This window comes from Bartonella sp. AP36NXGY (assembly GCF_042195865.1).
Taxonomy (GTDB): Bacteria; Pseudomonadota; Alphaproteobacteria; order Rhizobiales; family Rhizobiaceae; genus Bartonella.
The window spans coordinates 221,368-244,864 of the sequence record NZ_JBHIPD010000001.1 but is presented as its reverse complement, the minus strand read 5'-3'; the positions used below and the strand labels follow the sequence as shown (position 1 = coordinate 244,864).

The 23,497-nt window shown below is 37.2% G+C and carries 20 protein-coding genes; 9 read left to right on the top strand and 11 right to left on the bottom strand.

Annotated elements, in window-relative coordinates; translation table 11 throughout:
- Positions 1-106: 106 nt before the first annotated feature.
- A complete protein-coding gene (locus tag ACFINX_RS00885) occupies positions 107-604 on the bottom strand; it encodes a BA14K family protein (RefSeq protein WP_375632101.1) in 498 nt (165 codons plus the stop codon).
- A 167-nt stretch (positions 605-771) separates the two neighbouring features.
- Here ACFINX_RS00885 and ACFINX_RS00880 point away from each other — a divergent pair, with 167 nt between their 5' ends.
- Positions 772-1,869, top strand: a complete 1,098-nt coding sequence (locus ACFINX_RS00880) for a carboxynorspermidine decarboxylase (RefSeq protein WP_375612883.1) — start codon at positions 772-774, stop codon at positions 1,867-1,869.
- Between the two features lie 55 nt (positions 1,870-1,924).
- Positions 1,925-3,163, top strand: coding sequence for a saccharopine dehydrogenase NADP-binding domain-containing protein (locus ACFINX_RS00875; RefSeq protein ID WP_375628551.1), 1,239 nt, complete (start codon positions 1,925-1,927; stop codon positions 3,161-3,163).
- 1,141 nt (positions 3,164-4,304) lie between these two features.
- On the opposite strand, the gene lpdA is transcribed toward ACFINX_RS00875, so the two are convergent.
- The 8 genes from lpdA to ACFINX_RS00835 form a co-directional block, all read right to left on the bottom strand.
- Positions 4,305-5,711 (bottom strand): dihydrolipoyl dehydrogenase, encoded by a 1,407-nt coding sequence (gene lpdA / locus ACFINX_RS00870; RefSeq protein ID WP_375611323.1) that lies wholly within the window; start codon positions 5,709-5,711, stop codon positions 4,305-4,307.
- Positions 5,712-5,742: 31 nt separating this feature from the next.
- Entirely contained in the window at positions 5,743-6,954 is a 1,212-nt protein-coding gene (gene odhB, locus ACFINX_RS00865; RefSeq protein WP_375612752.1) for a 2-oxoglutarate dehydrogenase complex dihydrolipoyllysine-residue succinyltransferase, read from the bottom strand.
- A 32-nt stretch (positions 6,955-6,986) separates the two neighbouring features.
- The gene (locus tag ACFINX_RS00860) at positions 6,987-9,986 is read right to left on the bottom strand and encodes a 2-oxoglutarate dehydrogenase E1 component (protein ID WP_375668173.1); all 3,000 of its coding nucleotides are present in this window, start codon (positions 9,984-9,986) and stop codon (positions 6,987-6,989) included.
- A gap of 163 nt (positions 9,987-10,149) precedes the next feature.
- On the bottom strand, positions 10,150-11,052 hold the full coding sequence (sucD, locus tag ACFINX_RS00855; RefSeq protein ID WP_375612754.1) for a succinate--CoA ligase subunit alpha: 903 nt from the start codon (positions 11,050-11,052) through the stop codon (positions 10,150-10,152).
- Positions 11,053-11,055: 3 nt separating this feature from the next.
- Entirely contained in the window at positions 11,056-12,252 is a 1,197-nt protein-coding gene (sucC, locus tag ACFINX_RS00850) for an ADP-forming succinate--CoA ligase subunit beta (protein ID WP_375612755.1), read from the bottom strand.
- 88 nt (positions 12,253-12,340) lie between these two features.
- Positions 12,341-13,303 carry a malate dehydrogenase gene (gene mdh / locus ACFINX_RS00845; RefSeq protein ID WP_375628541.1) on the bottom strand — a complete coding sequence of 321 codons (963 nt, stop codon included), beginning with the start codon at positions 13,301-13,303 and terminating at the stop codon, positions 12,341-12,343.
- Between the two features lie 289 nt (positions 13,304-13,592).
- The gene (gene zapE / locus ACFINX_RS00840; RefSeq protein WP_375668172.1) at positions 13,593-14,792 is read right to left on the bottom strand and encodes a cell division protein ZapE; all 1,200 of its coding nucleotides are present in this window, start codon (positions 14,790-14,792) and stop codon (positions 13,593-13,595) included.
- A 98-nt stretch (positions 14,793-14,890) separates the two neighbouring features.
- A complete protein-coding gene (locus ACFINX_RS00835; protein ID WP_375620904.1) occupies positions 14,891-15,436 on the bottom strand; it encodes an AprI/Inh family metalloprotease inhibitor in 546 nt (181 codons plus the stop codon).
- Between the two features lie 225 nt (positions 15,437-15,661).
- On the opposite strand from ACFINX_RS00835, the gene dapF reads away from it, so the two are divergent.
- The 7 genes from dapF (at position 15,662) to ACFINX_RS00800 (ending at position 21,735) form a co-directional block, all read left to right on the top strand.
- On the top strand, positions 15,662-16,513 hold the full coding sequence (dapF, locus tag ACFINX_RS00830) for a diaminopimelate epimerase (protein ID WP_375628539.1): 852 nt from the start codon (positions 15,662-15,664) through the stop codon (positions 16,511-16,513).
- Complete coding sequence (gene mtaB, locus ACFINX_RS00825; protein WP_375668171.1) at positions 16,513-17,796, top strand: tRNA (N(6)-L-threonylcarbamoyladenosine(37)-C(2))-methylthiotransferase MtaB; 1,284 nt, start codon at positions 16,513-16,515, stop codon at positions 17,794-17,796. Before dapF ends, mtaB begins: the two co-directional genes overlap by 1 nt.
- Positions 17,797-17,810: 14 nt before the next feature.
- Entirely contained in the window at positions 17,811-19,064 is a 1,254-nt protein-coding gene (ftsY, locus tag ACFINX_RS00820; RefSeq protein ID WP_375638139.1) for a signal recognition particle-docking protein FtsY, read from the top strand.
- On the top strand, positions 19,061-19,747 hold the full coding sequence (locus ACFINX_RS00815) for a septation protein A (RefSeq protein ID WP_375620900.1): 687 nt from the start codon (positions 19,061-19,063) through the stop codon (positions 19,745-19,747). Before ftsY ends, ACFINX_RS00815 begins: the two co-directional genes overlap by 4 nt.
- Before the next feature lie 62 nt (positions 19,748-19,809).
- Entirely contained in the window at positions 19,810-20,571 is a 762-nt protein-coding gene (gene gloB / locus ACFINX_RS00810; protein ID WP_375628534.1) for a hydroxyacylglutathione hydrolase, read from the top strand.
- A gap of 2 nt (positions 20,572-20,573) precedes the next feature.
- Positions 20,574-21,071 (top strand): hypothetical protein, encoded by a 498-nt coding sequence (locus ACFINX_RS00805; protein WP_375638140.1) that lies wholly within the window; start codon positions 20,574-20,576, stop codon positions 21,069-21,071.
- Positions 21,072-21,267: 196 nt separating this feature from the next.
- On the top strand, positions 21,268-21,735 hold the full coding sequence (locus ACFINX_RS00800; RefSeq protein WP_375611337.1) for a hypothetical protein: 468 nt from the start codon (positions 21,268-21,270) through the stop codon (positions 21,733-21,735).
- A 23-nt stretch (positions 21,736-21,758) separates the two neighbouring features.
- Here the strand turns inward: ACFINX_RS00800 and ACFINX_RS00795 are convergent, their stop codons facing one another.
- The gene (locus tag ACFINX_RS00795) at positions 21,759-22,655 is read right to left on the bottom strand and encodes a ParB/RepB/Spo0J family partition protein (RefSeq protein ID WP_375612765.1); all 897 of its coding nucleotides are present in this window, start codon (positions 22,653-22,655) and stop codon (positions 21,759-21,761) included.
- Between the two features lie 41 nt (positions 22,656-22,696).
- Positions 22,697-23,494 carry a ParA family protein gene (locus tag ACFINX_RS00790; RefSeq protein WP_273790170.1) on the bottom strand — a complete coding sequence of 266 codons (798 nt, stop codon included), beginning with the start codon at positions 23,492-23,494 and terminating at the stop codon, positions 22,697-22,699.
- Between the last annotated feature and the right edge of the window lie 3 nt (positions 23,495-23,497).

Genomic DNA, 23,497 nt, shown 5'->3' with positions numbered 1-23,497 from the left:
AAAAAAACAATGCTTGCATGAAAATACTGCGCACCACACAAGTCTTCTCTTTATTGTAAGAACAATAACGCCCACGACAAGAAGCAATTAAAATTTTATTTAATTTCTATCCTTTAAAAAAGCGTGATAAACACTGCCTACGCCCCCCATGAAAAGGCTGAAAACTATTATCATTTTTATTATAAGAGCGATAACGCGCACGGCAAGATTCAATATGTTGTTTAAGCATCCATGGCTCTTTTTTTTCTAATTTTTCCGAAGAAGACGTTAAAAACACTTTTTTAGCATCTGGTACAACTTTTAATGATGCGCCTTTTGTGCTTAAGTGCGGTGATGTAACAAATGCCACTTCAGGATACCACCAATTATCACTGTATTTACGATAACCACGCCGATAATGACGATAACCTTTGAAACCATTAAGTTCTCTACGCCCCGTAAAAATCAGAGGCACCGAACTATCTTGGACAGAAGTATGAGTAACCAGTTTGGCTTTAGCGTCACTTCTATTTTGCCCCCAATTAACAAGAGTGGTTGTTATAATGAAAAAAATGCTAACAAATACAAAAGCTAAAGCATAATATAATTTTTTTTTCATACTCATAACAAAAAACTCAACATAATAAACAACAGTAATTACAGAAAGCCTTTCTCTTGCTAGACAGAAACAGATTCTTTTCTTAAGATTCTTTTTTCTTGAGACATTCTGTTACTCTTTGTACTAAACGTTGATCTTGGCAATAAGATCCTTCAAAAAAGAATGAATAAATGATGATAAAAACCCCCTATTATCTTATAGACAAATCGAAACTCATCAAAAACATGCAAACAATTTCTCATTTACGGGAAATGTCCGGAGCTAAAATTTTACTTGCTTTAAAATGTTTTGCCACATGGAGTGTTTTTGATTTAATGTCTGAGTTCATGGATGGAACCACATCATCATCCCTTTATGAACTACGTTTAGGAAGAGAAAAATTTGGCAAAGAAACCCATGCTTATTCAGTGGCTTGGGCAGATGATGAAATTGATGAAGCCTGTGGTTATGCAGATAAAATCATCTTTAATTCCATCCAACAGCTTCAACGCTTTTCTGATGCAACAAAAACCATTCAAAGAGGTTTAAGGTTAAACCCAGGAATGAGCGCATCAAATTTTGATCTTGCCAACCCCTCACGCCCTTTTAGCCGCTTAGGAGAAACAAACCAAAGCGCTATCAAAGAAATTCTGCCACTTATCAACGGATTGATGATCCATAACAATTGTGAAAATGCTGACTTTAATCTTTTTAACCAAATGCTTGGGTATATGGAAGAAAAATTTGCAGAACTTTTTTCTGCTGTTGACTGGATAAGCCTTGGCGGTGGAATCCATTTTACGGCTGAAAATTATCCTCTAGAAGCTTTCGCAAAACGCTTAAAACAATTTTCTAAAACTCATGGTGTCACTCTTTTTCTAGAACCAGGAGAAGCTGCTATTACCAAAAGCACCACATTAGAAGTCAGTGTTCTTGACACATTGTATAATGAAAAGAATCTAGCCATCGTTGATAGCTCAATTGAAGCACATATGCTTGATCTTCTCATTTATCGTGAAAATGCTAAATTAGAACCTAATCAAGGACCACACGAAATTATGATTTGTGGAAAATCTTGTCTTGCCGGCGATATTTTTGGAACATTTCAATTTCAAAAACCTCTTAAAATAGGCGATAGACTGTCTTTTCAGGATGCAGCAGGTTATACAATGGTCAAGAAAAACTGGTTTAATGGCGTTACAATGCCTGCTATTGTTCTCAAAGAGTGCGATGGTACATTAACACTTCAACGCCAATTCAGCTATAGCGACTATCAGGAAAGCCTTTCATAAAGATAAACCATAAAAAACGTCATACAACAGTATTAAAAAGGGAGATGGACCTACAATGAAAAAAAATGTTCTCATTATTGGTGCTGGAGGTGTTGCACAAGTTGTTGCACACAAATGTGCTCAAAACAATGATATTCTTGGTGAAATTCATATTGCGTCACGAACACTCAAAAAATGTGAAGCCATCATTGCTTCTATTAAAGAAAAAAACACAATGAAAGAGCAAGGTGTTCTCAAAAGCCATTCGCTCAATGCCATGAATGTAGAAGAAACTATAAAGCTCATCCAAAAGACCAAATGCGAAATTGTCATTAATGTTGGTTCTGCCTTTCTTAATATGTCTGTTCTTTCAGCTTGTATTGAAACCAAATGCGCTTATATCGATACCGCAATTCATGAAGACCCATTGAAAATTTGTGAAACACCTCCTTGGTATGGCAATTATGAATGGCCTCGGCGTCCAGAATGTGAAAAAGCTGGTATAACCGCTATTTTAGGAGCAGGTTTTGACCCAGGTGTAGTGAATGCTTATGCAGCATTAGCGCGCGATGATTATTTTGATAAAATCACAGATATTGATATTATTGATATTAATGCCGGAAATCATGGACGTTGGTTTGCTACAAATTTTGATCCAGAAATTAACTTCCGTGAATTTACAGGACAAGTATGGTCATGGCAAAATAAAAAATGGACTTCCAATAAAATGTTTGAAATCAGCCATGAATGGGATCTTCCCGTTGTGGGAAAACAAAAAGCCTATATGACAGGACATGATGAAATTCATTCACTTTCCAAAAATCTTGATGTAGAGAATGTCCGTTTCTGGATGGGATTTGGTGATCGTTATATCACTGTTTTTACGGTTCTAAAAAATCTTGGTCTCTTATCTGAACAGCCCATTAAGACAGCAGAAGGACAAGAAGTCGTGCCCTTGAAAGTCGTAAAGGCCGTCTTACCCGACCCTTCCTCTCTCGCCCCAGACTACACAGGAAAAACCTGTATTGGAGATCTTATTAAAGGCGAAAAAGATGGACACCTGCGAGAAATTTTTATCTATAATATAGCCGATCACAAACAAGCTTTTCATGAAACTGGGGCACAAGGCATTTCCTATACGGCTGGCGTACCAGCAGCGGCAACAGCTCTTCTTATTGCCACAGGTGAATGGGATGTTAAAACTATGGTCAATGTGGAAGAATTACCACCCCACCCTTTCCTTAAATATCTTGATCATATGGGGCTTCCCACTTTTATAAGAGAACAACAAGAGGATAAAAAATTACAATTTTAATACCTATAGAAAGCATATGCTTGATTTTTTAAGTTATCACAAAACTGCCCAATGAAAACAAACTTAATATTCTCGTGTAATTATGGTTTTCAAAAAAATTTTAGCTATTCGTTATATTTTGGCAACATTGCGATTTCTTAACAACCCTAAAGAAGAGACATAGCATCTTTTTAAGACATAGCGAGCAATGATCAAGAAAAACAGAGAAGAAAAAACTAATTTAATCACACTGTATAACTTGTCATTATCATCAAAAAGATAGTGTCATAAACAAAAGATATAAAAATACCGCTCTTTTAAAGAAGAGCGGTATTTTGTAGAATATTCAATTCCTCGCCTCTTCATCTTAAATGACAAAGATCCTTAACCTACACCAATCATTAAACAATTCAATTTCTTTGAGTGAATTCCTTTTGACTTCCCTCTTCATATATAACGATTTGATTTATAACAATAAATCATCATTTTCAACTTGATTCATAACGCTGAATACTGTAAAATTCTCTTAATCACAAACTCTCTCACATTGAAGTAATTAAAATCTTTTGTCTGCACATCACAAACAAAACGAGCGTGTGAGGTAAAATGATAAAAGAACAGAATAAAAATTCTCTTATGAAAATTCTCAAATAATAAAGAGCTTTAGCAATATTAAGAACTGAAAAAGTGTATTATAATGCCAGCGTGTACTTTTACTAAACATAAAGATGATGGTGCACAATAGGTCTTATAACAGTTTGAATGAATTTCATATATTTCAAGAGGAACTTTTACAGCTATACCATTCACGAACACCCTCGCGAAGTAGATTTGAGCATTTTGAGAGATGTCTTCTTAACACAAAGCACCCAGATAGGCTCAGAATCCTATCTTAAATATTTTATAACAGTATAAAAACTACCCCATATATAAAACTTTACATAGACTAAACACCACCGCTCTAAACGATAGTGCACAACAGAATAATCAATCAAAACTGCACAACAGATATCTAAAACAGTAATTATCGAAAAGCATACAACAAATGGAACATTTCAATACAATTGGTTATATTCTTTTTTAAAGTTTTAAAATGTTGTTGCATGCTTCACAAATATTTTCTGCCTCATGTGCCTTTTAAAATTTACTTTTTAAAAGCTTTTTAAATATGAAGTGGTTTAGCAAATGTTGCCAAAGCTGCCTCACGCACGGCTTCTGATAAGGTAGGATGTGCATGGCAACAACGTCCCAGATCTTCTGATGAACCTCCAAATTCCATTAAAACTGCAATTTCATGGATCATTTCACCAGCACCAAATCCAAGAATATGCCCCCCTAATACCCGATCTGTTTTTTTATCAGAAAGGATTTTAACGAACCCATCACTCTTTTGCATTGCACGTGCACGACCATTGGCCATAAAAGGAAATTTGCCAACATTATATTCAATACCAGCAGTTTTTAGCTCTTCTTCTGTCCTTCCTACACTCGCAATTTCCGGCTGTGTATAAACAACACTAGGAATAACATCAAAATTAACATGCCCTTTTTGACCTGCCAAAATTTCTGCCACAGCAACGCCTTCTTCCTCTGCTTTATGTGCTAGCATTGGTCCTTTTACGACATCACCAATCGCATAAATTCCTGGAACATTCGTCTGCCAATGAGCATCAATTGCAATAAATCCGCGTTCATCTAACTGAACACCAGCCTCTTGTAATCCAAGCCCCTCTGTATAAGGAGAACGTCCAGTAGCAATAAGCACAACATCAGCCTCTAAAGTTTCAGATTCACCACCTTTGACAGATTCAAAGCTCACCTGAGCAGTTGAGCCAGATTGTGTAACAGCTGTTACCTTTGCACCCGTTTTATATTCAATCCCCTGTTTTTCCATTAATTTCTGAAATTGCCGTGAAACTTCACCATCCATTGAGCCCAAAACTTTATTAAGATACTCAATAATGGTCACTTTAGCACCTAAACGGCTCCAAACTGATCCAAGTTCTGAACCAATGACACCAGCACCTACTACAATCATATGCGTTGGTACTTTTTCAAGTGAAAGAGCTCCCGTAGAAGAAACAATAGTCTTTTCATCAATTTCAACATTCACCCCTGGAATGCCTGAACTCTCTGAACCGGTAGCAATAATAATATTTTTTGTCTCAATTGTTTGTTTATTACCATCTCTGGCAACAACTTCCACATGACCCGCACTCAAAATTTTGGCTGTCCCAAAAAAAGTATCAACTTTATTTTTTTTCATCAAAAAAGAAACACCACTCGTATTGGCTGTCACCACAGCTTTCTTATGAACCATCATTTGTTCAAGATTAAGCTTAGATTTACCAATAGAAATACCAAGCGTTTCAAAACCATGCTGGGTTTCAGAAAACACTTCTGAAGCATGCAGCAACGCTTTAGAAGGAATACAACCAACGTTGAGACATGTTCCTCCTAATGTTGTACGCTTTTCAATAATTGCTACTTTAAGTCCCAGTTGCGCCGCTTTTATTGCTGCTACATAACCACCTGGACCCGCTCCGATCACAGCCACATCATAAGACATCCGTTTCTCCTTTCATCCTGAAAACTGTATTTTACAAATCAAGAACAAGGCGTTCCGGATCTTCTAAGCTTTCCTTAACACGCACAAGGAAAGTCACAGCTTCTTGCCCATCCACAATACGGTGATCATAAGAAAGCGCTAAATACATCATGGGGCGGATCACAACTTGACCCTCAACAACCATTGCTCGCTCTTTAATCGCATGCATTCCCAAAATACCAGATTGTGGTGCATTCAAAATCGGTGTTGACATCAACGATCCATACACACCACCATTGGTAATGGTAAAAGTTCCGCCCTGCATATCAGAAACGGCTAATTTTCCATCACGCGCAAGACGCCCCAAACGACCAATCTCTTTTTCAATCTCTGCCAATGACATTTGATCTGCATCTCGCACCACTGGAACAACAAGCCCTTTATCCGTTCCAACAGCAATTCCAACATTGACATAGTTTTTGTAAACAATATCTGTCCCATCAATCTCTGCATTAACAGCAGGAAGTTCTTTTAATGCATGACAAACAGCCTTGGTAAAAAAACCCATAAAACCAAGCTTAACACCATGTTTCTTTTCAAAAAGATCCTTATAACGCTTGCGCAAATCCATCACCGCTGACATATCAACCTCATTAAATGTGGTCAACATTGCTGCTACATTTTGTGCATCTTTAAGACGGCGAGCAATTGTTTGACGCAATTTCGTCATACGAACCCGCTCTTCACGTGTTTCTTGGACAGGAGGTGCCGAAGAACTCGTCGCAGAAGAAGAGGGTGTAGGAGCATTTGTACTTTGTTTTAATCCACCAAGAACATCTTCTTTAAGAATTTGTCCACGTTTTCCAGAACCTGAAATATCGCTTTTTGCAACATTATTTTCAGCCATCAATTTTGCTGCTGAAGGAGAAGGAGGCATTGCACTGCTCAAAGCAGGCTTCTCCGATTCAGATGAAGCCGCTGGAACAAGTGTAGCAGAAGGTGAAAGTGATTGGGAGATACCAGCTTCTCCAGCTTTCACCACTCCTAAAAGAGCATTTACTTCAACCGTATCGCCTTCTTTTGCAATGATTTCAGATAATTTCCCAGCAACAGGAGAAGGAACTTCAACGGTTACCTTATCAGTTTCTAATTCAACCAAAGGCTCATCCATAGCGACAGCTTCGCCAAGTTTTTTAAACCATTTGCCAACCGTTGCTTCGGTAACCGATTCGCCCAAAGTAGGAACACGAATTTCAGTAGTCATAATATTTTTCCATACATCAGAGTAGTAATAAATTAAGAACCTAACGCGTCTTTAAGAAACGCAGCCAGTTGTTCAAGGTGTTTCACCATTAACCCAGAGGCCGGTGACGCACTCGCAGGACGTCCTGCATAACGAGCACGTGAATATTGCGCATTAATATGCGTCAAAACCCATTCCAAATAAGGCTCAATAAATGACCAAGCCCCCATGTTTTTTGGTTCCTCTTGGCACCAAAAAACTTCCGCCTGCAAAAAGCGCGATAATACATTCACCAAAACTTTCGCAGGGAAAGGATAAAGCTGTTCAACACGAAGGAGGTAAACATCATCAATACCCCTTTTTTCACGTTCTTCATAAAGGTCGTAATAAACCTTACCAGTACAAAGAACGACACGGCGAATCTTATTATCTTTTTGCAACTTAATGACAGAATCTTTGAGACATTCTGCATCATCAAGCAACACACGACAAAAACTTGTTTCTGGCCCCATTTCATTGAGAAAAGAAACAGCTCGCTTATGACGTAAAAGTGATTTCGGTGTCATCAAAATCAATGGCTTCCGGAAATCACGCTTAATTTGTCGACGCAAAATATGAAAATAATTTGCAGGGGTTGTACAATTAGCAACCTGCATATTATCTTCCGCACAAAGTTGAAGAAACCGTTCTAAACGTGCAGAAGAATGCTCCGGCCCTTGCCCTTCAAAACCATGAGGCAATAAACACACAAGACCAGACATACGAAGCCACTTACGCTCTGCGGATGAAATAAATTGATCAAAAATGACCTGTGCACCATTAGAGAAATCACCAAATTGTGCTTCCCAAAGTGTTAATCCTCGTGGTTCAGCAAGAGAATATCCATATTCAAAACCAAGAACAGCTTCTTCAGAAAGCATAGAATTAACAACGTCATAAAGCGCTTGCCCCTTTTGTAAATGATTCAAAGGAATATAACGCGCCTCATTTTCTTGGTCATAAAGAACTGAATGACGTTGTGAAAAAGTTCCCCGTTCAACATCTTCACCGGAAAGACGAACTGGTGCACCTTCCAAACAAAGTGAACCAAAAGCTAAAGCTTCAGCGGTTGCCCAGTCAACACCCTCACCGGTTTCAAAAATTTTAGCACGATTATTTAAAAAACGTTGAATGGTTTTGTGAACGTGAAAATTCGCCGGAATTTCAACAATTTTCTGACCAATTTCCTTTAAAGTTTTTAATTCAACACCAGTTGTTCTAGAATGCTGCTCATCAGAACTACTAAAAGCTTTGAGTCCCGTCCAGCTTCCATCAAGCCAATCAGCCTTATTAGGCTTATAAGAAGCACTCGCTTCAAGTTCACCTTCAAGCTTATCGCGCCATAATTTTTTTTGTTGCTCAATCTCTTCTGAAGAAATCATTCCTTCTGCTACCAATTGGTCACTATAAAGTTGAAGTGTTGTTTTATGATTACGTATTGCTTTATACATAAGCGGCTGCGTAAAGGAAGGTTCATCACCTTCATTATGCCCATAACGGCGATAACAAAACATATCAATAACCACTGGTTTATGGAAAATTTGGCGAAACTCTGTTGCTATTTTGGCAACAAAAACAACTGCCTCAGGATCATCACCATTCACATGGAAAATTGGTGCGTCAATCATTTTTGCGACATCTGATGGATAAGGCGAAGAACGTGAAAAACGTGGAGATGTTGTAAAACCAATCTGGTTATTGATAATAACATGAAGTGAGCCTGCAACACGATAACCTTTAAGACCTGAAAGACCAAAAGTTTCTTGGATAACGCCTTGTCCTGCAAAAGCGGCATCACCATGAATAAGCAATGGCATCACTTTTGAACGCTCACTTAATGGGAGTAAATCAGTATGCGCAGGTCCCATAAGTTGATCTTGTTTAGCACGTGCTTTTCCCATGACAACCGGATCAACAATCTCAAGATGAGATGGATTGGCCAACAGCGATAAATGAACTTTTTTACCATCAAAGTCCAGATCAGCGGTAGTTCCCAAATGATATTTGACATCACCGGATCCCTCCACATCATCAGGCTTGTAAGATCCCCCTTTGAATTCATGAAAAATAGCCCTATGCGGTTTGGCAAGAACTTGTGAAAGAACATTTAAACGACCACGATGTGCCATTCCTAAAATAACTTCCCTAACCCCCAAAGCACTACCACATTTGATAATCTGTTCAAGAGCGGGAATCAGCGCCTCACCACCATCGAGTCCAAAACGCTTTGTACCTTTATATTTAGTGTCTAAAAACTGTTCGAATCCCTCTGCCTGAATAAGCTTATTCAGAATAGCTTTCTTGTCTTGTTGTGTGAAAGAATTTTTTTTATCTCGCCCTTCAATGCGTTCTTGAAGCCATACTTTCTGAACCGGATCAGAAACATGCATATATTCCACACCGATTGTTGAACAATAGGTACGATTGAGAATCTCAAGCATTTGCGGAATAGTTGCACATTCCAACCCTAAAACATTATCAATAAAAATAGGACGCTCGTAATCAGCTGGGGTAAAACCATAAGCTTCTGGAGAAAGTTCCTTATAATCTTCTTGTTTTTCGGCCAATTGAAGAGGGTCAAGTTGCGCATGAAGATGTCCCCGTTCTCGAAACGCACGAATCATCATAATTGCATGAACGGAATCACGTGTTGCTCGAATAATATCTTGTTCACTGGAAGTTTTTCCCTTTTGTGCAGCAACTGTTATTGCTTTTTCCTTTAATTTATCGCCAAAATATTTTTCAAGAGAAGACCAATCACCATCAAGAGCAGAAATCAATTCACCCTCTGCTTTTAATGGCCAATGATCACGCTGCCATGTTGCTCCTTCAGCATTTTTAAGAACATCTTCTTTATTATCATGAAGTCCTTCAAAAAAAGCACGCCACTGTGAATCAACACTGGTAGGATCTTTTTCATATTGAGCATAAAGTTGATCTATATAATCCGCATTCCCACCATAAAGAAATGATGTCTGTGCAAAAAGGCTATTTATTTCGTCCTGCCTTGCCATATACTTCTCCGGAACATTTATTCCGTCTCCTTATATCTCTTTTTGACCTTTAAATGCTTACAAACAAGCAGTGATTCGAACATTCAAAAAAGTTTTACCTTTTTATACTCAAGCTTTTTCACCTGAATCTAAGAACCTTTTCTTATTCAGGTGAAACTTTCTTTTAGCCTTTCAAAACTGACATCAAAGTCTTACCTATCTGTGATGGCGAAGAAGATACACGAATCCCTGCTGATTCCATTGCCGCAATTTTATCTTCTGCTCCACCTTTACCACCAGAAATAACAGCACCAGCATGTCCCATTGTACGTCCTGGAGGAGCCGTACGGCCAGCAATAAAGCCAACAACTGGCTTTTTACGACCTTTTCTTGCTTCATCTTGCAAAAACTGTGCTGCTTCTTCTTCAGCAGAACCACCAATCTCACCAATCATAACAATAGACTCGGTTTCATCATCTGCTAAAAACATTTCCAACACATCAATAAATTCAGTGCCCTTAACAGGATCGCCACCAATCCCTATAGCAGTTGTTTGTCCGAGACCTTCCTGACTCGTTTGAAAAACGGCTTCATAAGTTAAAGTTCCCGACCTCGAGACAACCCCAACAGAACCTTTTCTAAAAATAGAACCAGGCATAATACCAATTTTACATTCATTTGGTGTAAGAATACCGGGACAATTAGGACCAATAAGACGAGACTTTGAGTTTTCTAATCGCGCCTTCACTTTAACCATATCCATAACGGGAATACCTTCCGTAATACAGATAATTAAACGAACTTCAGCTTCTATAGCCTCTATAATAGCTGCCGCAGCCCCTGCAGGAGGAACATAAATAACGGAAGCATCTGCACCTGTTTTTTCTTTTGCTTCTGCAACATTAGCGAAAATAGGAAGAGTTTCGCCTTTTGAACCTTCCCATGTTTCTCCACCCTTTTTAGGATTAACGCCACCAACCATTTGCGTACCATGATAAGCAAGCGCCTGTTCTGTATGAAACGTTCCTGTTTTTCCTGTAAGCCCTTGAACGAGAACTTTTGTCTCTTTATTCACAAGAATTGACATAGCTTAAGCTCCCTTCACGGCTGCAACAATTTTTTGGGCAGCATCATCTAAATCATCAGCAGGAATAACATTCAAACCACTCTCATTGATAATTGCTTTACCTTGCTCAACATTAGTACCTTCAAGACGAACAACCAAGGGAACCTTTAAACCAACCTCACGAACAGCAGCAACCACACCTTCAGCAATGACATCACAACGCATAATACCACCAAAAATGTTAACCAAAATGCCCTTAACATTTGGATCGGCCGTAATAATTTTAAAAGCAGCTGTCACCTTTTCTTTTGATGCTCCACCACCAACATCCAAAAAATTCGCTGGCTCTGCTCCATAAAGCTTAATGATATCCATTGTTGCCATAGCAAGCCCAGCACCATTAACCATGCAACCAATCGTACCCTCAAGAGCAACATAAGCAAGATCATGCTTTGATGCTTCTATTTCCTTTGGATCTTCTTCTGAAAGATCGCGCAATTCTAAAATATCTGGATGACGAAACAGAGCATTATTATCAAAAGAAACTTTCGCATCAAGAACACGCAAGTGACCATCTTTCATCACAATAAGCGGATTGATTTCTAAAAGGCTCATATCTTTTTCACAAAATGCCTTATAGAGAATCGGAAAAAGCTTTTCACCATCTTCTCGCGCACTACTTTGTAGTTTCAACGCATCACAAAGTCTTGCACAATCAGCAGAAGTAACACCCTCTACAGCATCAATGGGAAGCGTGAATATTTTTTCTGGTGTCTCTTCAGCAACCGTTTCAATATCCATTCCACCTTCTGTTGAAACAACAAAAGCAATTCGACCAACGCTACGATCAACCAAAAGTGAAAGATAAAGCTCCCGTTCAATATCGGCACCATCTTCAATATAAAGGCGGTTGACCTGCTTACCCTCTGGACCAGTTTGTTTGGTTACCAAAGTTTTTCCAAGCATTTCTTGAACATTTGCAACAACTTCTTCAACAGATTGTGCAAGCCGAACACCACCCTTTGCATCAGGACCAAGTTCTTTAAACTTACCCTTACCACGACCACCAGCGTGTATCTGACTTTTAACCACATAGAGAGGTCCGGGCAATTTTTCCGCCCATTTTTCAGCTTGCTCTACAGAATAAACAGCGACACCATTTGCAATTGGTGCTCCATATTCATGAAGCAGACGTTTGGCCTGATACTCATGGATATTCATGCATTTGTCCTTTTCTTTTATGGATCTTATTAATCCTAAAGTTTTAACATTCTAAATACTTATTTTAATGAATTAAATCTTGTTCAATTTACTTGAGACTAGGTACAAGAGCAATACAAGCTTCACAAAGCTTTTTAACCGCATTTACTGAATGATCAAAAGCACCTCTTTCTTCTTTATCAAGATCAATTTCAATGACTCGTTCAACACCACCTGCACCAAGTACAACAGGTACCCCAACATAGGTATCATTAACCCCATATTCTCCTGAAAGATAAGCTGCAACAGGCACAACACGCTTAGTATCCTTTAGGTAGGCCTCAGCCATAGAAACAGCAGAAGCTGCTGGTGCATAATAAGCAGAACCTGTTTTTAACAAACCAACAATTTCTGCACCGCCATCACGGGTACGCTGGATAATTTGATCAATTCTTCCCTGTGTTGTCCAGCCCATCTTTATAAGATCAGGCAAAGAAATACCACCAACCGTTGAATAACGCACGAGAGGAACCATTGTATCACCGTGGCCCCCTAAAACAAACGCTGTCACATCTTTAATAGAGACCTTAAATTCCTCAGATAAGAAATGACGAAAACGCGCTGAATCAAGAACACCAGCCATACCAACCACTTTATGTGTAGGGAGACCTGAAAATTTCTGCAATGCCCACACCATCGCATCAAGGGGATTGGTAATACAAATAACAAACGCTGAAGAAGCGTATTTTTTAATTCCAGCTCCAACTTGTTCCATAACCTTTAAATTAATGCCCAAAAGTTCATCACGACTCATACCAGGTTTTCGCGCAACGCCTGCTGTTACAATAACAACATCAGCACCTTCAATTGCTTCATAAGCATTAGCACCTTTTAGACTGATATCAAAACCATCAACAGGAGAAGATTCGGCTATATCTAGAGCCTTACCTTGTGGCACACCTTCTGTAATATCAAATAAGACCACATCAGCAAGCTCTTTAAGCCCAATAATATGTGCTAAAGTACCACCAATCATACCTGAACCAATGAGAGCTATTTTTTTCCGTGCCATTTTATTTTTTCCTAACTTTTAGATAATTCAGCGCACACCCAATCAACGTCCGTATACTGAATATTTTTGACTTCAACCATATTCAAACAATATCATAAAAAGGAGTAAAGAAATGAAATTTACAAATTTCTCTCCTTACAGAAACAACAACCCTCCGCTGAAACAACTATTAGAAAATTATCACGATGTATCGATAAAGTGAATTTAAAAAAAATACAACAGAATTATTATATTTCTTTAATTTCAAAAAGTTATTGTTTTGACAGTTTACGTAAAGGTAAAAGTATAATCAATGCTTCTTCTTCAAAAGAAAATGTTCTTCCCAAAGTTTTAAATAATCGTAGCTTTGCATTTCGAAAAGACGTGATTGTGTTCTTTGAAATTCAAATGTTTCCGTAATCTGCGCATGCCCTTTATACAAATCCCCTATCCCTGCGGCTGCCGACATAAACAACCGTATGTGGCGCTCATAAAGAATATCAATAAGCAAAATAAACCGTTTTGTTTCATTACGACATGTATCATCCATGACCGGTACATTATCAATAAAAATCGTATGATAATGCTTTCCTAATAACAAATATTCAGCCGCGGCCAAAGGCTTTGCACATAAATCCCCATAATCAAAACGAGCACATCCTGCACCAAAGCGCGGAATAGGAATAAAGCGCCCTTTTATAGAAAGCTCATCAGACATCTCCTTATGTCCTTGCAATACAAGTGTCCATGCTTGATCCATATATTCATTTGCTTGAACCCCCAACGGCGATACATACATCTGTTGTAGATTTGATTTCTCAAGGCGATAATCTGTTTTTGCATCAAGATTAACAACACGAACATATGCTTTCAAAACTTGAATAAAAGGCAAAAAGAGCTCACGATTTAAACCGTTACAATAAAGGTTATCTGGCGCCACATTTGAAGTCGCAATAAAGAAAATTCCTTTATCAAACAGAGCAGAAATAAGCCGCCCCAATACCATAGCATCAGCAATATCCGTTACACTAAACTCATCAAAACAAAGTACTTTTGCTTCTCGTGCAAGATCCTCAGCAACAGCTAAAATAGGATTATCTTGTTTAAATTTTGCACACCCAGATGCTTGACGATAAAAATTAATACGCTCATGCACATCAGCCATAAAATCATTAAAATGGGCACGCTTTTTATGACCTTTAGGCAAACAAGAAAAGAACAAATCCATCAGCATGGTTTTGCCCCGTCCTACTTCACCATAAATATACAGTCCCTGAAAAAAACCTGTTTCATCTCCTTGTTTTACAACACAAGAAATATTTTGTTTTTTCCTTTTAAATATTCTGTTAAAGAAAGAGCAAAATATCCAAGGCAAAGGATGAGAGATATTTTGTTCCGCAATTTTTTTTAATAAATGATCAAAATATTCTGTTATAGCTAATTGAGCGGGATCAAAACAAACCTCTCCTTTAGCAACAAGCTCCTTATAACATGTTGAAACGAGAATCATCCAAAAAACCTTTTTCAAACCGATCTCAATGAAAAATACAAATACTTTTCAAGAATCTGTCCGTCTAGTTTAGTTTGTCATAAACGATCAAAAATAATTTAACGACTTAAAATAACGGGATGATCATCAAGTGTACGTCCCTCAAAACGATCAACATTTGAAGAATAAAGAACGAGGATAACACGTCCAGAGTTATTATAAAAATATAATCTTTTTCCTTTAACAGCCCACGATCTCACTTGGGAAGCAATTCCTGGACAGTGTAAAGGACCAGCACGGTACCCTTGTCCAAACTTTGTTTGTGGAGTTGCAATCCGGCAAACTTTTCCTCCCATAGAAAGATTCCACACCCCAGCAACACTTGCAGGAAATAAATCAGTAGCATTACTTGGCAATTCGAGACTAGCCATTCGTCCATCGCTCTGAGAATCTCCTTTTTCATACATCGGAGCGTTTGCATCTTCAGATATCGACGAAGAAGTAGACGACAGATCAGACGCTTCTAATATTGTCATTTGTTGAGATGGATAAAAAACTTCTAATGCGTTACCATCGTCATTACCATCAAACCGTGTTGTTGAACATCCCCCTAAAAACATTACAGTTGATAGTGCAACGAAAAACGAAACTTTTGAAAACGCCATGTCTGTACTCTCTCCCACGACAATAAATAAGTTCACAAAAAAATTAAGCGAATATTTGTTATAGTTACAAAGATAAATTAACAAATTAAAAAAAACAGGTTAAAATCACTTATTTTAAAAGAAATAATTTATGTGCCCAATTTTATATTTATTAAACACTAGAAATTTATAATATTTTCAGTCATATATCTTTTTATAAGTAATCATTAGAAATAGAGAAATTTCATGAAAACGCCATTTAGCAAAATGGACGGTCTTGGAAATCAAATTATTGTTGTTGATATGCGTGAAAGCACATACGCTCTTACACCACAAGCAATCCTTGCTTTGTCGGCAGATCCTGAAATGCATTTTGATCAAATCATGGCTATCCACACACCAACCCAGAAAAAAACCGACTTCCGCATAGAAATATGGAATGCCGACGGATCAATGGCTAAAGCTTGTGGCAATGGTACCCGCTGTGTCATCGCATGGCTTAAAGATCACAATTTTGGTGAAAAATTTCATTTAGAAACTCCCGCTGGAATTATTGAAGGAAAATACCAAACCGATAATCTCATTTCTGTTGATATGGGATGCCCAAATTTCAATGCAAAAGAGATGCCTGTTTCACGTGAAATAGTTGATACCAATCACGTAGAAATTATCGCTGGTCCCCTAAAAGACGCTTGTCTCATATCCATTGGCAATCTCCATGCTATCTTTTTTGTTGAAAATGATATTCAACATATTCCATTAGAAAAATATGGGCCAAAACTTGAACATGATCCCCTGTTTCCCGAACGGTGCAATATTTCCATTGCTTGCATAACGTCAAAGAAAAGTCTAAATTTACGTACATGGGAGCGAGGGGCAGGATTAACACAAGCATGTGGGAGTGCTGCTTGTGCAAGTGCAGTGGCTGCTTATCGTCGTGGACTTACAGAGCGCCATGTTGATGTAAATTTACCAAAGGGAAAACTTAATATTTTTTACCGAGAAGACGATCATATTATCATGACAGGACCAATTAAATATCACTTTAGTGGTTTTTTAAGCCCTTTAACAGGGTGTTACAAAAAGGATCACTCCTGATGGCAATAGAAATTGTAACTTTTGGTTGTCGACTTAATAGCTACGAATCGGAAATCATTCGCAAAGAAAGTACTTCTTCAGGGCTAGATCAACTTAAAGATGGTGCTATTATCTTTAATACCTGTGCTGTCACTGCCGAAGCCGTACGACAAGCAAAACAAGCTATCCGCAAAGCAAGACGTGAAAATCCTCATGCGCGTATCATTGTAACAGGGTGTGCAGCCCAAACAGAAGCACAAAATTTTGCCTCAATGACAGAAGTAGATCTTGTTTTAGGAAACGAAGATAAACTTCACGCTCATTCTTATCGTCAACTTCCTGATTTTGGTATTAATCATTCTGAAAAGGTGCATATCAATGACATTATGGAAGTACAAAAAATTGCTCCACATATGGTCAGTGCAATGCAAGAGCGCACCCGCGCTTTTGTACAGGTACAAAACGGATGCGATCACCGCTGTACATTTTGCATTATTCCTTATGGACGAGGACCATCTCGTTCAGTTCCCATGGGTGCTGTCATAGAACAAATTAAAAAGCTGATAGGTGGGGGTATCCAAGAAGTGGTCCTTACAGGTGTTGACCTTACAAGTTATGGCCACGATCTTCCTGGAAAAGCTACTCTAGGAAAATTAACTTCAGCTATTTTGCATCATGTCCCTGACTTAGCCCGATTACGCCTCTCATCTATTGACTCTATTGAAGCAGACGAAGAACTCATAAATCTTTTAGCTTATGAAACAAGAATCATGCCCCATTTGCATTTATCTTTGCAAGCAGGTGATAATATGATTTTAAAACGGATGAAACGGCGTCATCTGCGCGAACATGCCATTCAATTTTGCCAAGAATTGCGTGCCAAACGTTCTACAATGGTTTATGGTGCCGACTTAATTGCTGGTTTTCCTACAGAAACAGAAGAGATGTTTCAAAATAGTCTTGCCTTAATCAAAGATTGTAATTTAACCCATCTCCATGTCTTCCCCTTTAGTCCAAGAGAAGGAACACCTGCCGCACGTATGCCACAAATCAACCGTAAAATAGTTAAGCTGCGTGCTGAAAAATTGCGTAAAGCAGGTGATATGGCTTACCAAAAGCATCTTGCTCATTTACAAAACAGTCTACAAACAATTCTCGTTGAAAAAGATGAAATCGGACGAACAGAAGATTATACTCTTGTACAAGTTACAGGTGCAAAAGCAGGAACAATTGTTCAAGCCCTTATCGTTGATCATGATGGCGATAAATTGATTGCTGTCCCTCCAAAATTAAACGCTGCTTGAGCAGGAGAATTCTTATGACTAAATCTTTTATAAAAAAAATATTCTCTTTTAACAAATCTCAAGAGCAAGAAATTGAACAACAGATTTCTATTCCTGATAAAAGCGATATAATAGAAGAAAATAAAGACAAAAATGAAAAGACAAAAAATAATCAAATCTCTATAAACACAGAAAAAGAAGAACAAACAAAAAATCCAGAGTCAATACTCACAAAATATGATGAAAAATCTCCATTTCTAGAATCCCATTCTGATAAAATTCCCTTTTCTGGTAAAATTATTGTCACAGACAACATCCGTGAAAAAAAGAATGAAGAAATTTTATCTGAACCTTCTGTTGAACAAAAAAAGACAGCGTGGTTTGGGCGCCTTAAAAAAGGCCTATCCCTTTCTTCACAACGCCTAAGCGGATCAATTGGCGATCTCTTTGTTAAAAGAAAACTTGATGAAGATACACTGCAAGAGCTCGAAGATATTCTTATCCAAGCTGACATAGGTGTAGAGACGGCAACACGCATCACAAATACTTTAGCTTCCAGTCGTTACGGAAAAAACCTCTCCCCAGATGATATTCATACTATTGTAGCTGATGAGGTCAAAAAAGTTCTGGAACCTGTTGCAATACCATTAGAACTTGATCTCAGCCATAAACCTCATGTTATTTTGCTGGTAGGTGTAAATGGCACTGGAAAAACGACAACTATTGGAAAACTTTCAGCCAAATTAACAGAAGGGGGATTAAAAGTTATGCTGGCAGCAGGTGATACTTTCCGAGCCGCTGCTATTGAGCAACTACACATTTGGGGTGAACGTACCAATTCTCCTGTTATTTCGACAAAATTGGGTGCAGATGCCGCCAGCTTAGCATTTGATGCTTATGAAAAAGCAAAAAAAACAAACAGTGATGTATTAATTATTGATACAGCAGGGCGTTTACAAAATAAATCTGAATTAATGGATGAGTTGGCAAAAATTATTCGTGTTTTAAAAAAACACACCCCCCAAGCACCCCACACAATCCTTCAAACTCTTGATGCAACAACCGGACAAAATGCACTCAACCAAGTGGACATTTTCAGTGATATTGCTGGTGTTAATGGTTTAGTTATGACAAAGCTAGATGGGACTGCACGAGGAGGAATTCTTGTCGCTATCGCAGCAAAATATAAATTACCCGTTTATTTTATCGGTATAGGAGAAGATATTGAAGATCTTCAACCCTTTTCTGCTTCTGACTTTGCCGAAACTATTGCAGGAAAACACGCATGAAACAGCCTTTATCTAATCTTAATTTACACAATAATTCTGAAAAAAAGATGAATAACAATAAAAAAATTTCTCTCTCACCAACACTTAAGTTTCTTTTGGAAATGGGTCCATTGGTTGCCTTCTTTTTTGCCAATTATAAGGGAGAATGGCTGATAAAAAACATTGGATTTTTTCAAAATTTTAGTAAGCCTATTTTCCCTGCAACAGCTATTTTTATGGTGGCTATTATTATTTCCCTAAGCTTATCATGGATCCTTGCAAGACAAATTCCTATTATGCCTCTTATTTCAGGAATATTTGTTTTAGTTTTTGGCTTTCTAACTCTCTGGCTTCATAATGAAACTTTCATAAAAATGAAACCAACAATCATTAATAGCTTATTTGCTTTTATACTTTTTGGAGGGATGTTTTTTAAAAAACCACTTTTACGTTATGCTCTTGATTCTACCTTAAAACTTGATGATTTAGGTTGGCAAAAACTTACCTATCGTTGGGCGTTTTTTTTCATTTTTCTTGCCATTTTGAATGAAATAATTTGGCGTAATTTTAGCGATAATTTCTGGACAAGTTTCAAAGTATTTGGCGTCATGCCTATAACAGTCCTTTTCATGCTTACCCAAATGCCTATAATTATAAAACATTCAAAAGGACTTTTTACAGAAGAGGACAAATCTGATTCTTAAAAAAATCATCACTACCGATTATTTTATAGATTCATCGCCAAACACTGTTCGGGAGAAAAAATATGTTGATTGAACAGTTTATTTGTCGAGAAGACAATTTCGGTGTACTCCTTCATGATGAAAAAAGTGGTATGACAGCTGCAATAGATGCTCCTGAAGGCAAAGCGATTCACAATGCCTTAAAGCGCCACAATTGGACACTTAACACTATTTTTGTAACTCATCATCATCACGACCATGTAGAAGCCCTATCAGAATTAAAACAAGTTTACAACGCTACGGTTATCGGACCAGAAGCAGAAAAAGAAAAGATCAATCATCTTGATAAAACACTTCAACCTGATGAAAGTTTTTCTTTTGGCTCACTCCTTCTTTTAGCTCTTTCAACACCTGGTCATACTCTAGGCGCATTATCTTACTATTTTCCTGAAAAGAATTTACTCTTTGCTGGAGATACACTTTTTTCATTGGGCTGTGGACGTCTTTTCGAAGGAAAACCAGCACAAATGCTGAATTCTTTAAAAAAACTTCGTAAACTTCCTGATGAAACACTTCTCTATTGTGGACACGAATATACAAAAAATAACGCTCTTTTCGCACTAACAATTGACCCACATAATAAAAAACTCCACCAAAGAATAGAGGAAGTTTTTTTGCTACGTGCAAAAAACGCTATGACTTTACCAGTAACCTTAGGGCAAGAAAAAGCCACCAATCCCTTTCTCCGCTGGGATGATAGTGTATTGCGAAAGAACCTTGTAATGGAAGAAAAAACAGATGAAGAAGTTTTTGCTGAAGTTCGAAGAAGAAAGGACAATTTTTAACCATGCGTAAGTTCGTATTACGTTTGTTCCTGCTTTTTCTTTTCGTGATACATATTCAACAAACAATGGCAGAGGAAAAGGAAACAGATAATTCTTCTCTTATAGCACCTCTCATTGCAAATTATCCCTTAACAGAAGATTTTCTTTTAAAGCTGGAAAAAATTGAAAAAGAATGTAAAAACTTACTTCCAGAAACAAAAAATAATCTTATAACTTATGATTCTAGTATCCACTCTAGTATTGAAAACTACACTACCTATATTTCTAGTAAACCAAAACTTGTGAATATTTTAAAAGAAAATAATATAACACCGAAAGATTTTGCTGCGGGAACCTCAGCACTTAAAGAAATATCAGCGCTTCTCATATTTGTACCTGAAAAGGAATATTCTACTGAGAAAAATACTATATTTCTAAACAATCTTGAATTTGTTAAAAAACATTTTTACAAAGCAACAATTCTTTTAAATAGCTGTGAAAAACTCATTTTGAGCAACTAATCAGTTATGAGACATTAAAAAATATTATCCCATTAATCTAATAAAAAAGTACGTGCATTAAAAAAACACCGTGTTTTTACCATTCCTAATAATTGTTTTTATTTCGATTATATTTACAAATGTTTTTCTAAAAATAAAGAATAACAGACGGAAAAATATTTATTGAAATTCAAAAAAGAAAGGATAATTTTTCGTCATGTTTAAACTTCTATTGTGTTTTTTCTTCATTTTTCCTTTTGTATCATACGCTCAAGAAAAAAAACAAGAAATAGATGATCCTTCTTTTATACCGCCTTTCATTGCAAATTATCCCTTAACAGAAGATATTCTTTTAAAGCTGGAAAAAATCAAAGCAGAGTGTAGAAATTTATCTTCAGAACCAGAACAAACAAATACAAAAAGTGATCTCAGTACTTATGATGATAATATTGAAAAATACGCTTCCTATATTTTTAATAATCCAAAACTTGTAAATATTTTAAAAGAAAATAATATAACACCGAAAGATTTTGTTGTTGCTCACCTAGCACTTCAAGCGACATTGTATGTACTTACTGATGAAGAAAATTCTACTTATGAAAAAAACTCTTTACCTGCAAGAAATATAGAATTTGCTAAAGAGCATATGTATAGAATAATAAAAATTTTAAAAGATAACTGTTAAAAAAATCTTTTTAGAACAATTGATTAACTTTGTAAACGCCGACAAATTTCATCTAATTGTTCTAATGAAGAGTAATGTATTTTTAAATCTCCACCTTTTTTACCATGTCGAATAATAACTTTCATTCCTATCACATCTGCAAGTAATTTTTCTAAAGATTTTGTTTCAGCATCTTTCTCCGTATTGGTACGCTTTTTAGTTTTAGGATTAGCTTGCTCATATGCAAGTATTTCTGTTTGACGTACTGAAAGCCCTTCACGAATAATTTTCTCAGCTAAATTTTGTGGATCATCAACGGTTATAAGACAACGTGCATGACCTGCAGAAAGTTGTCCATCAGTTAAGAATTGTTGTACTTTTTCTGGAAGTTTTAACAAACGAAGCGTATTTGCAACATGACTACGACTTTTTCCTATAACTTGCGCTAAATCTACTTGCGTATAATCATGTTCATTTAGAAGCATCTCATATCCCTTTGCTTCTTCGATAGGATTAAGATCTGCACGTTGAACATTTTCAATAATTGCCAATTCCAAAGCCGTTTTATCGTCCACATCACGAATAATAACGGGTAATTGACTTAAATTTGCACGTTGTGCTGCACGCCAGCGCCGTTCACCCGCAATCAATTCAAACCGATGAGGATGATCTCTTAAAGGCCTCACAATAACCGGTTGAACCACACCGTGTTGACGAATTGATTGTGTCAAATTATCAAGCTCTGTTTCAGTAAAATGACGCCGAGGATTGTGAGGATTACATGAAATAGATTCAATAGAAATAAATCGCTCAGAAAGACTACCGGATTCATTTAATTTATCAAAGCTTGATGAACGTGCAATATTGTTGTTTAAATTGATATCTCCAATCAATGCCGCTAATCCACGTCCTAGTCTTTTTTTTGATAGATCATCGTTCATAATTTTGCTCTTTGAGTTTTCTTACAAAAAATTTTACATTTTTAAGCAGCAGCACGTGCTTGTTTTTCACGTTGAATCATTTCTGATGCTAGACGCAAATAAGCTTGGCTCCCAGCACATTTAAGATCATAAAGCAATACAGGTTTGCCAAAAGAAGGCGCTTCTGATACTCTTACATTTCGTGGAATAACAGTACGATAAACTTTATCTCCCATAAAAGAACGTACATCTTCAACAACTTGATTTGAAAGGTTATTACGTCCATCATACATTGTTAGAACAATACCTTGGATCTCTAAAGATGGATTAAGTACGGATCGCACTTGTTTTACTGTTTCAAGTAATTGACTTAAACCTTCAAGTGCTAAAAATTCACACTGCATAGGCACTAAAACAGAATCCGCAGCCCCCATAGCATTAAGTGTTAAAAGATTAAGGGAGGGAGGACAATCAATTAAAATATAATTGAATTTTTTTTCCATTTCCGGATCATCATAGAGAGCTTTACGTAAGCGTTGTATGCGATCTTTTGATGAAGAAATTTCCATTTCCACACCTAAGAGATCAAGTGTAGAGGGAACTATATAAAGATTGGGTACGGCTGTTTTTAAAGCCGCCTGTGTAATTGAAACGCCCGAAACCAAAACATCATAAGAAGATAAAGGACGGCTATTACGATCAATCCCTAAACCTGTACTAGCATTACCTTGTGGATCAACATCCATAATAAGGACATTTTCACCAATAGCCGCTAAAGCTGTAGCAAGATTAATTGCTGTGGTTGTTTTTCCGACTCCACCCTTTTGGTTTGCAATAGCGATAATTCGTGTTTCGCTCATTTT

Bases quoted from the DNA above. Each gene is read 5' to 3' on its own strand.
- ACFINX_RS00885 (WP_375632101.1), bottom strand. From the start codon at position 604: ATGAGTATGAAAAAAAAATTATATTATGCTTTAGCTTTTGTATTTGTT.
- ACFINX_RS00880 (WP_375612883.1), top strand. From the start codon at position 772: ATGATAAAAACCCCCTATTATCTTATAGACAAATCGAAACTCATCAAA.
- ACFINX_RS00875 (WP_375628551.1), top strand. From the start codon at position 1,925: ATGAAAAAAAATGTTCTCATTATTGGTGCTGGAGGTGTTGCACAAGTT.
- lpdA (WP_375611323.1), bottom strand. From the start codon at position 5,711: ATGTCTTATGATGTGGCTGTGATCGGAGCGGGTCCAGGTGGTTATGTA.
- odhB (WP_375612752.1), bottom strand. From the start codon at position 6,954: ATGACTACTGAAATTCGTGTTCCTACTTTGGGCGAATCGGTTACCGAA.
- ACFINX_RS00860 (WP_375668173.1), bottom strand. From the start codon at position 9,986: ATGGCAAGGCAGGACGAAATAAATAGCCTTTTTGCACAGACATCATTT.
- sucD (WP_375612754.1), bottom strand. From the start codon at position 11,052: ATGTCAATTCTTGTGAATAAAGAGACAAAAGTTCTCGTTCAAGGGCTT.
- sucC (WP_375612755.1), bottom strand. From the start codon at position 12,252: ATGAATATCCATGAGTATCAGGCCAAACGTCTGCTTCATGAATATGGA.
- mdh (WP_375628541.1), bottom strand. From the start codon at position 13,303: ATGGCACGGAAAAAAATAGCTCTCATTGGTTCAGGTATGATTGGTGGT.
- zapE (WP_375668172.1), bottom strand. From the start codon at position 14,792: ATGATTCTCGTTTCAACATGTTATAAGGAGCTTGTTGCTAAAGGAGAG.
- ACFINX_RS00835 (WP_375620904.1), bottom strand. From the start codon at position 15,436: ATGGCGTTTTCAAAAGTTTCGTTTTTCGTTGCACTATCAACTGTAATG.
- dapF (WP_375628539.1), top strand. From the start codon at position 15,662: ATGAAAACGCCATTTAGCAAAATGGACGGTCTTGGAAATCAAATTATT.
- mtaB (WP_375668171.1), top strand. From the start codon at position 16,513: ATGGCAATAGAAATTGTAACTTTTGGTTGTCGACTTAATAGCTACGAA.
- ftsY (WP_375638139.1), top strand. From the start codon at position 17,811: ATGACTAAATCTTTTATAAAAAAAATATTCTCTTTTAACAAATCTCAA.
- ACFINX_RS00815 (WP_375620900.1), top strand. From the start codon at position 19,061: ATGAAACAGCCTTTATCTAATCTTAATTTACACAATAATTCTGAAAAA.
- gloB (WP_375628534.1), top strand. From the start codon at position 19,810: ATGTTGATTGAACAGTTTATTTGTCGAGAAGACAATTTCGGTGTACTC.
- ACFINX_RS00805 (WP_375638140.1), top strand. From the start codon at position 20,574: ATGCGTAAGTTCGTATTACGTTTGTTCCTGCTTTTTCTTTTCGTGATA.
- ACFINX_RS00800 (WP_375611337.1), top strand. From the start codon at position 21,268: ATGTTTAAACTTCTATTGTGTTTTTTCTTCATTTTTCCTTTTGTATCA.
- ACFINX_RS00795 (WP_375612765.1), bottom strand. From the start codon at position 22,655: ATGAACGATGATCTATCAAAAAAAAGACTAGGACGTGGATTAGCGGCA.
- ACFINX_RS00790 (WP_273790170.1), bottom strand. From the start codon at position 23,494: ATGAGCGAAACACGAATTATCGCTATTGCAAACCAAAAGGGTGGAGTC.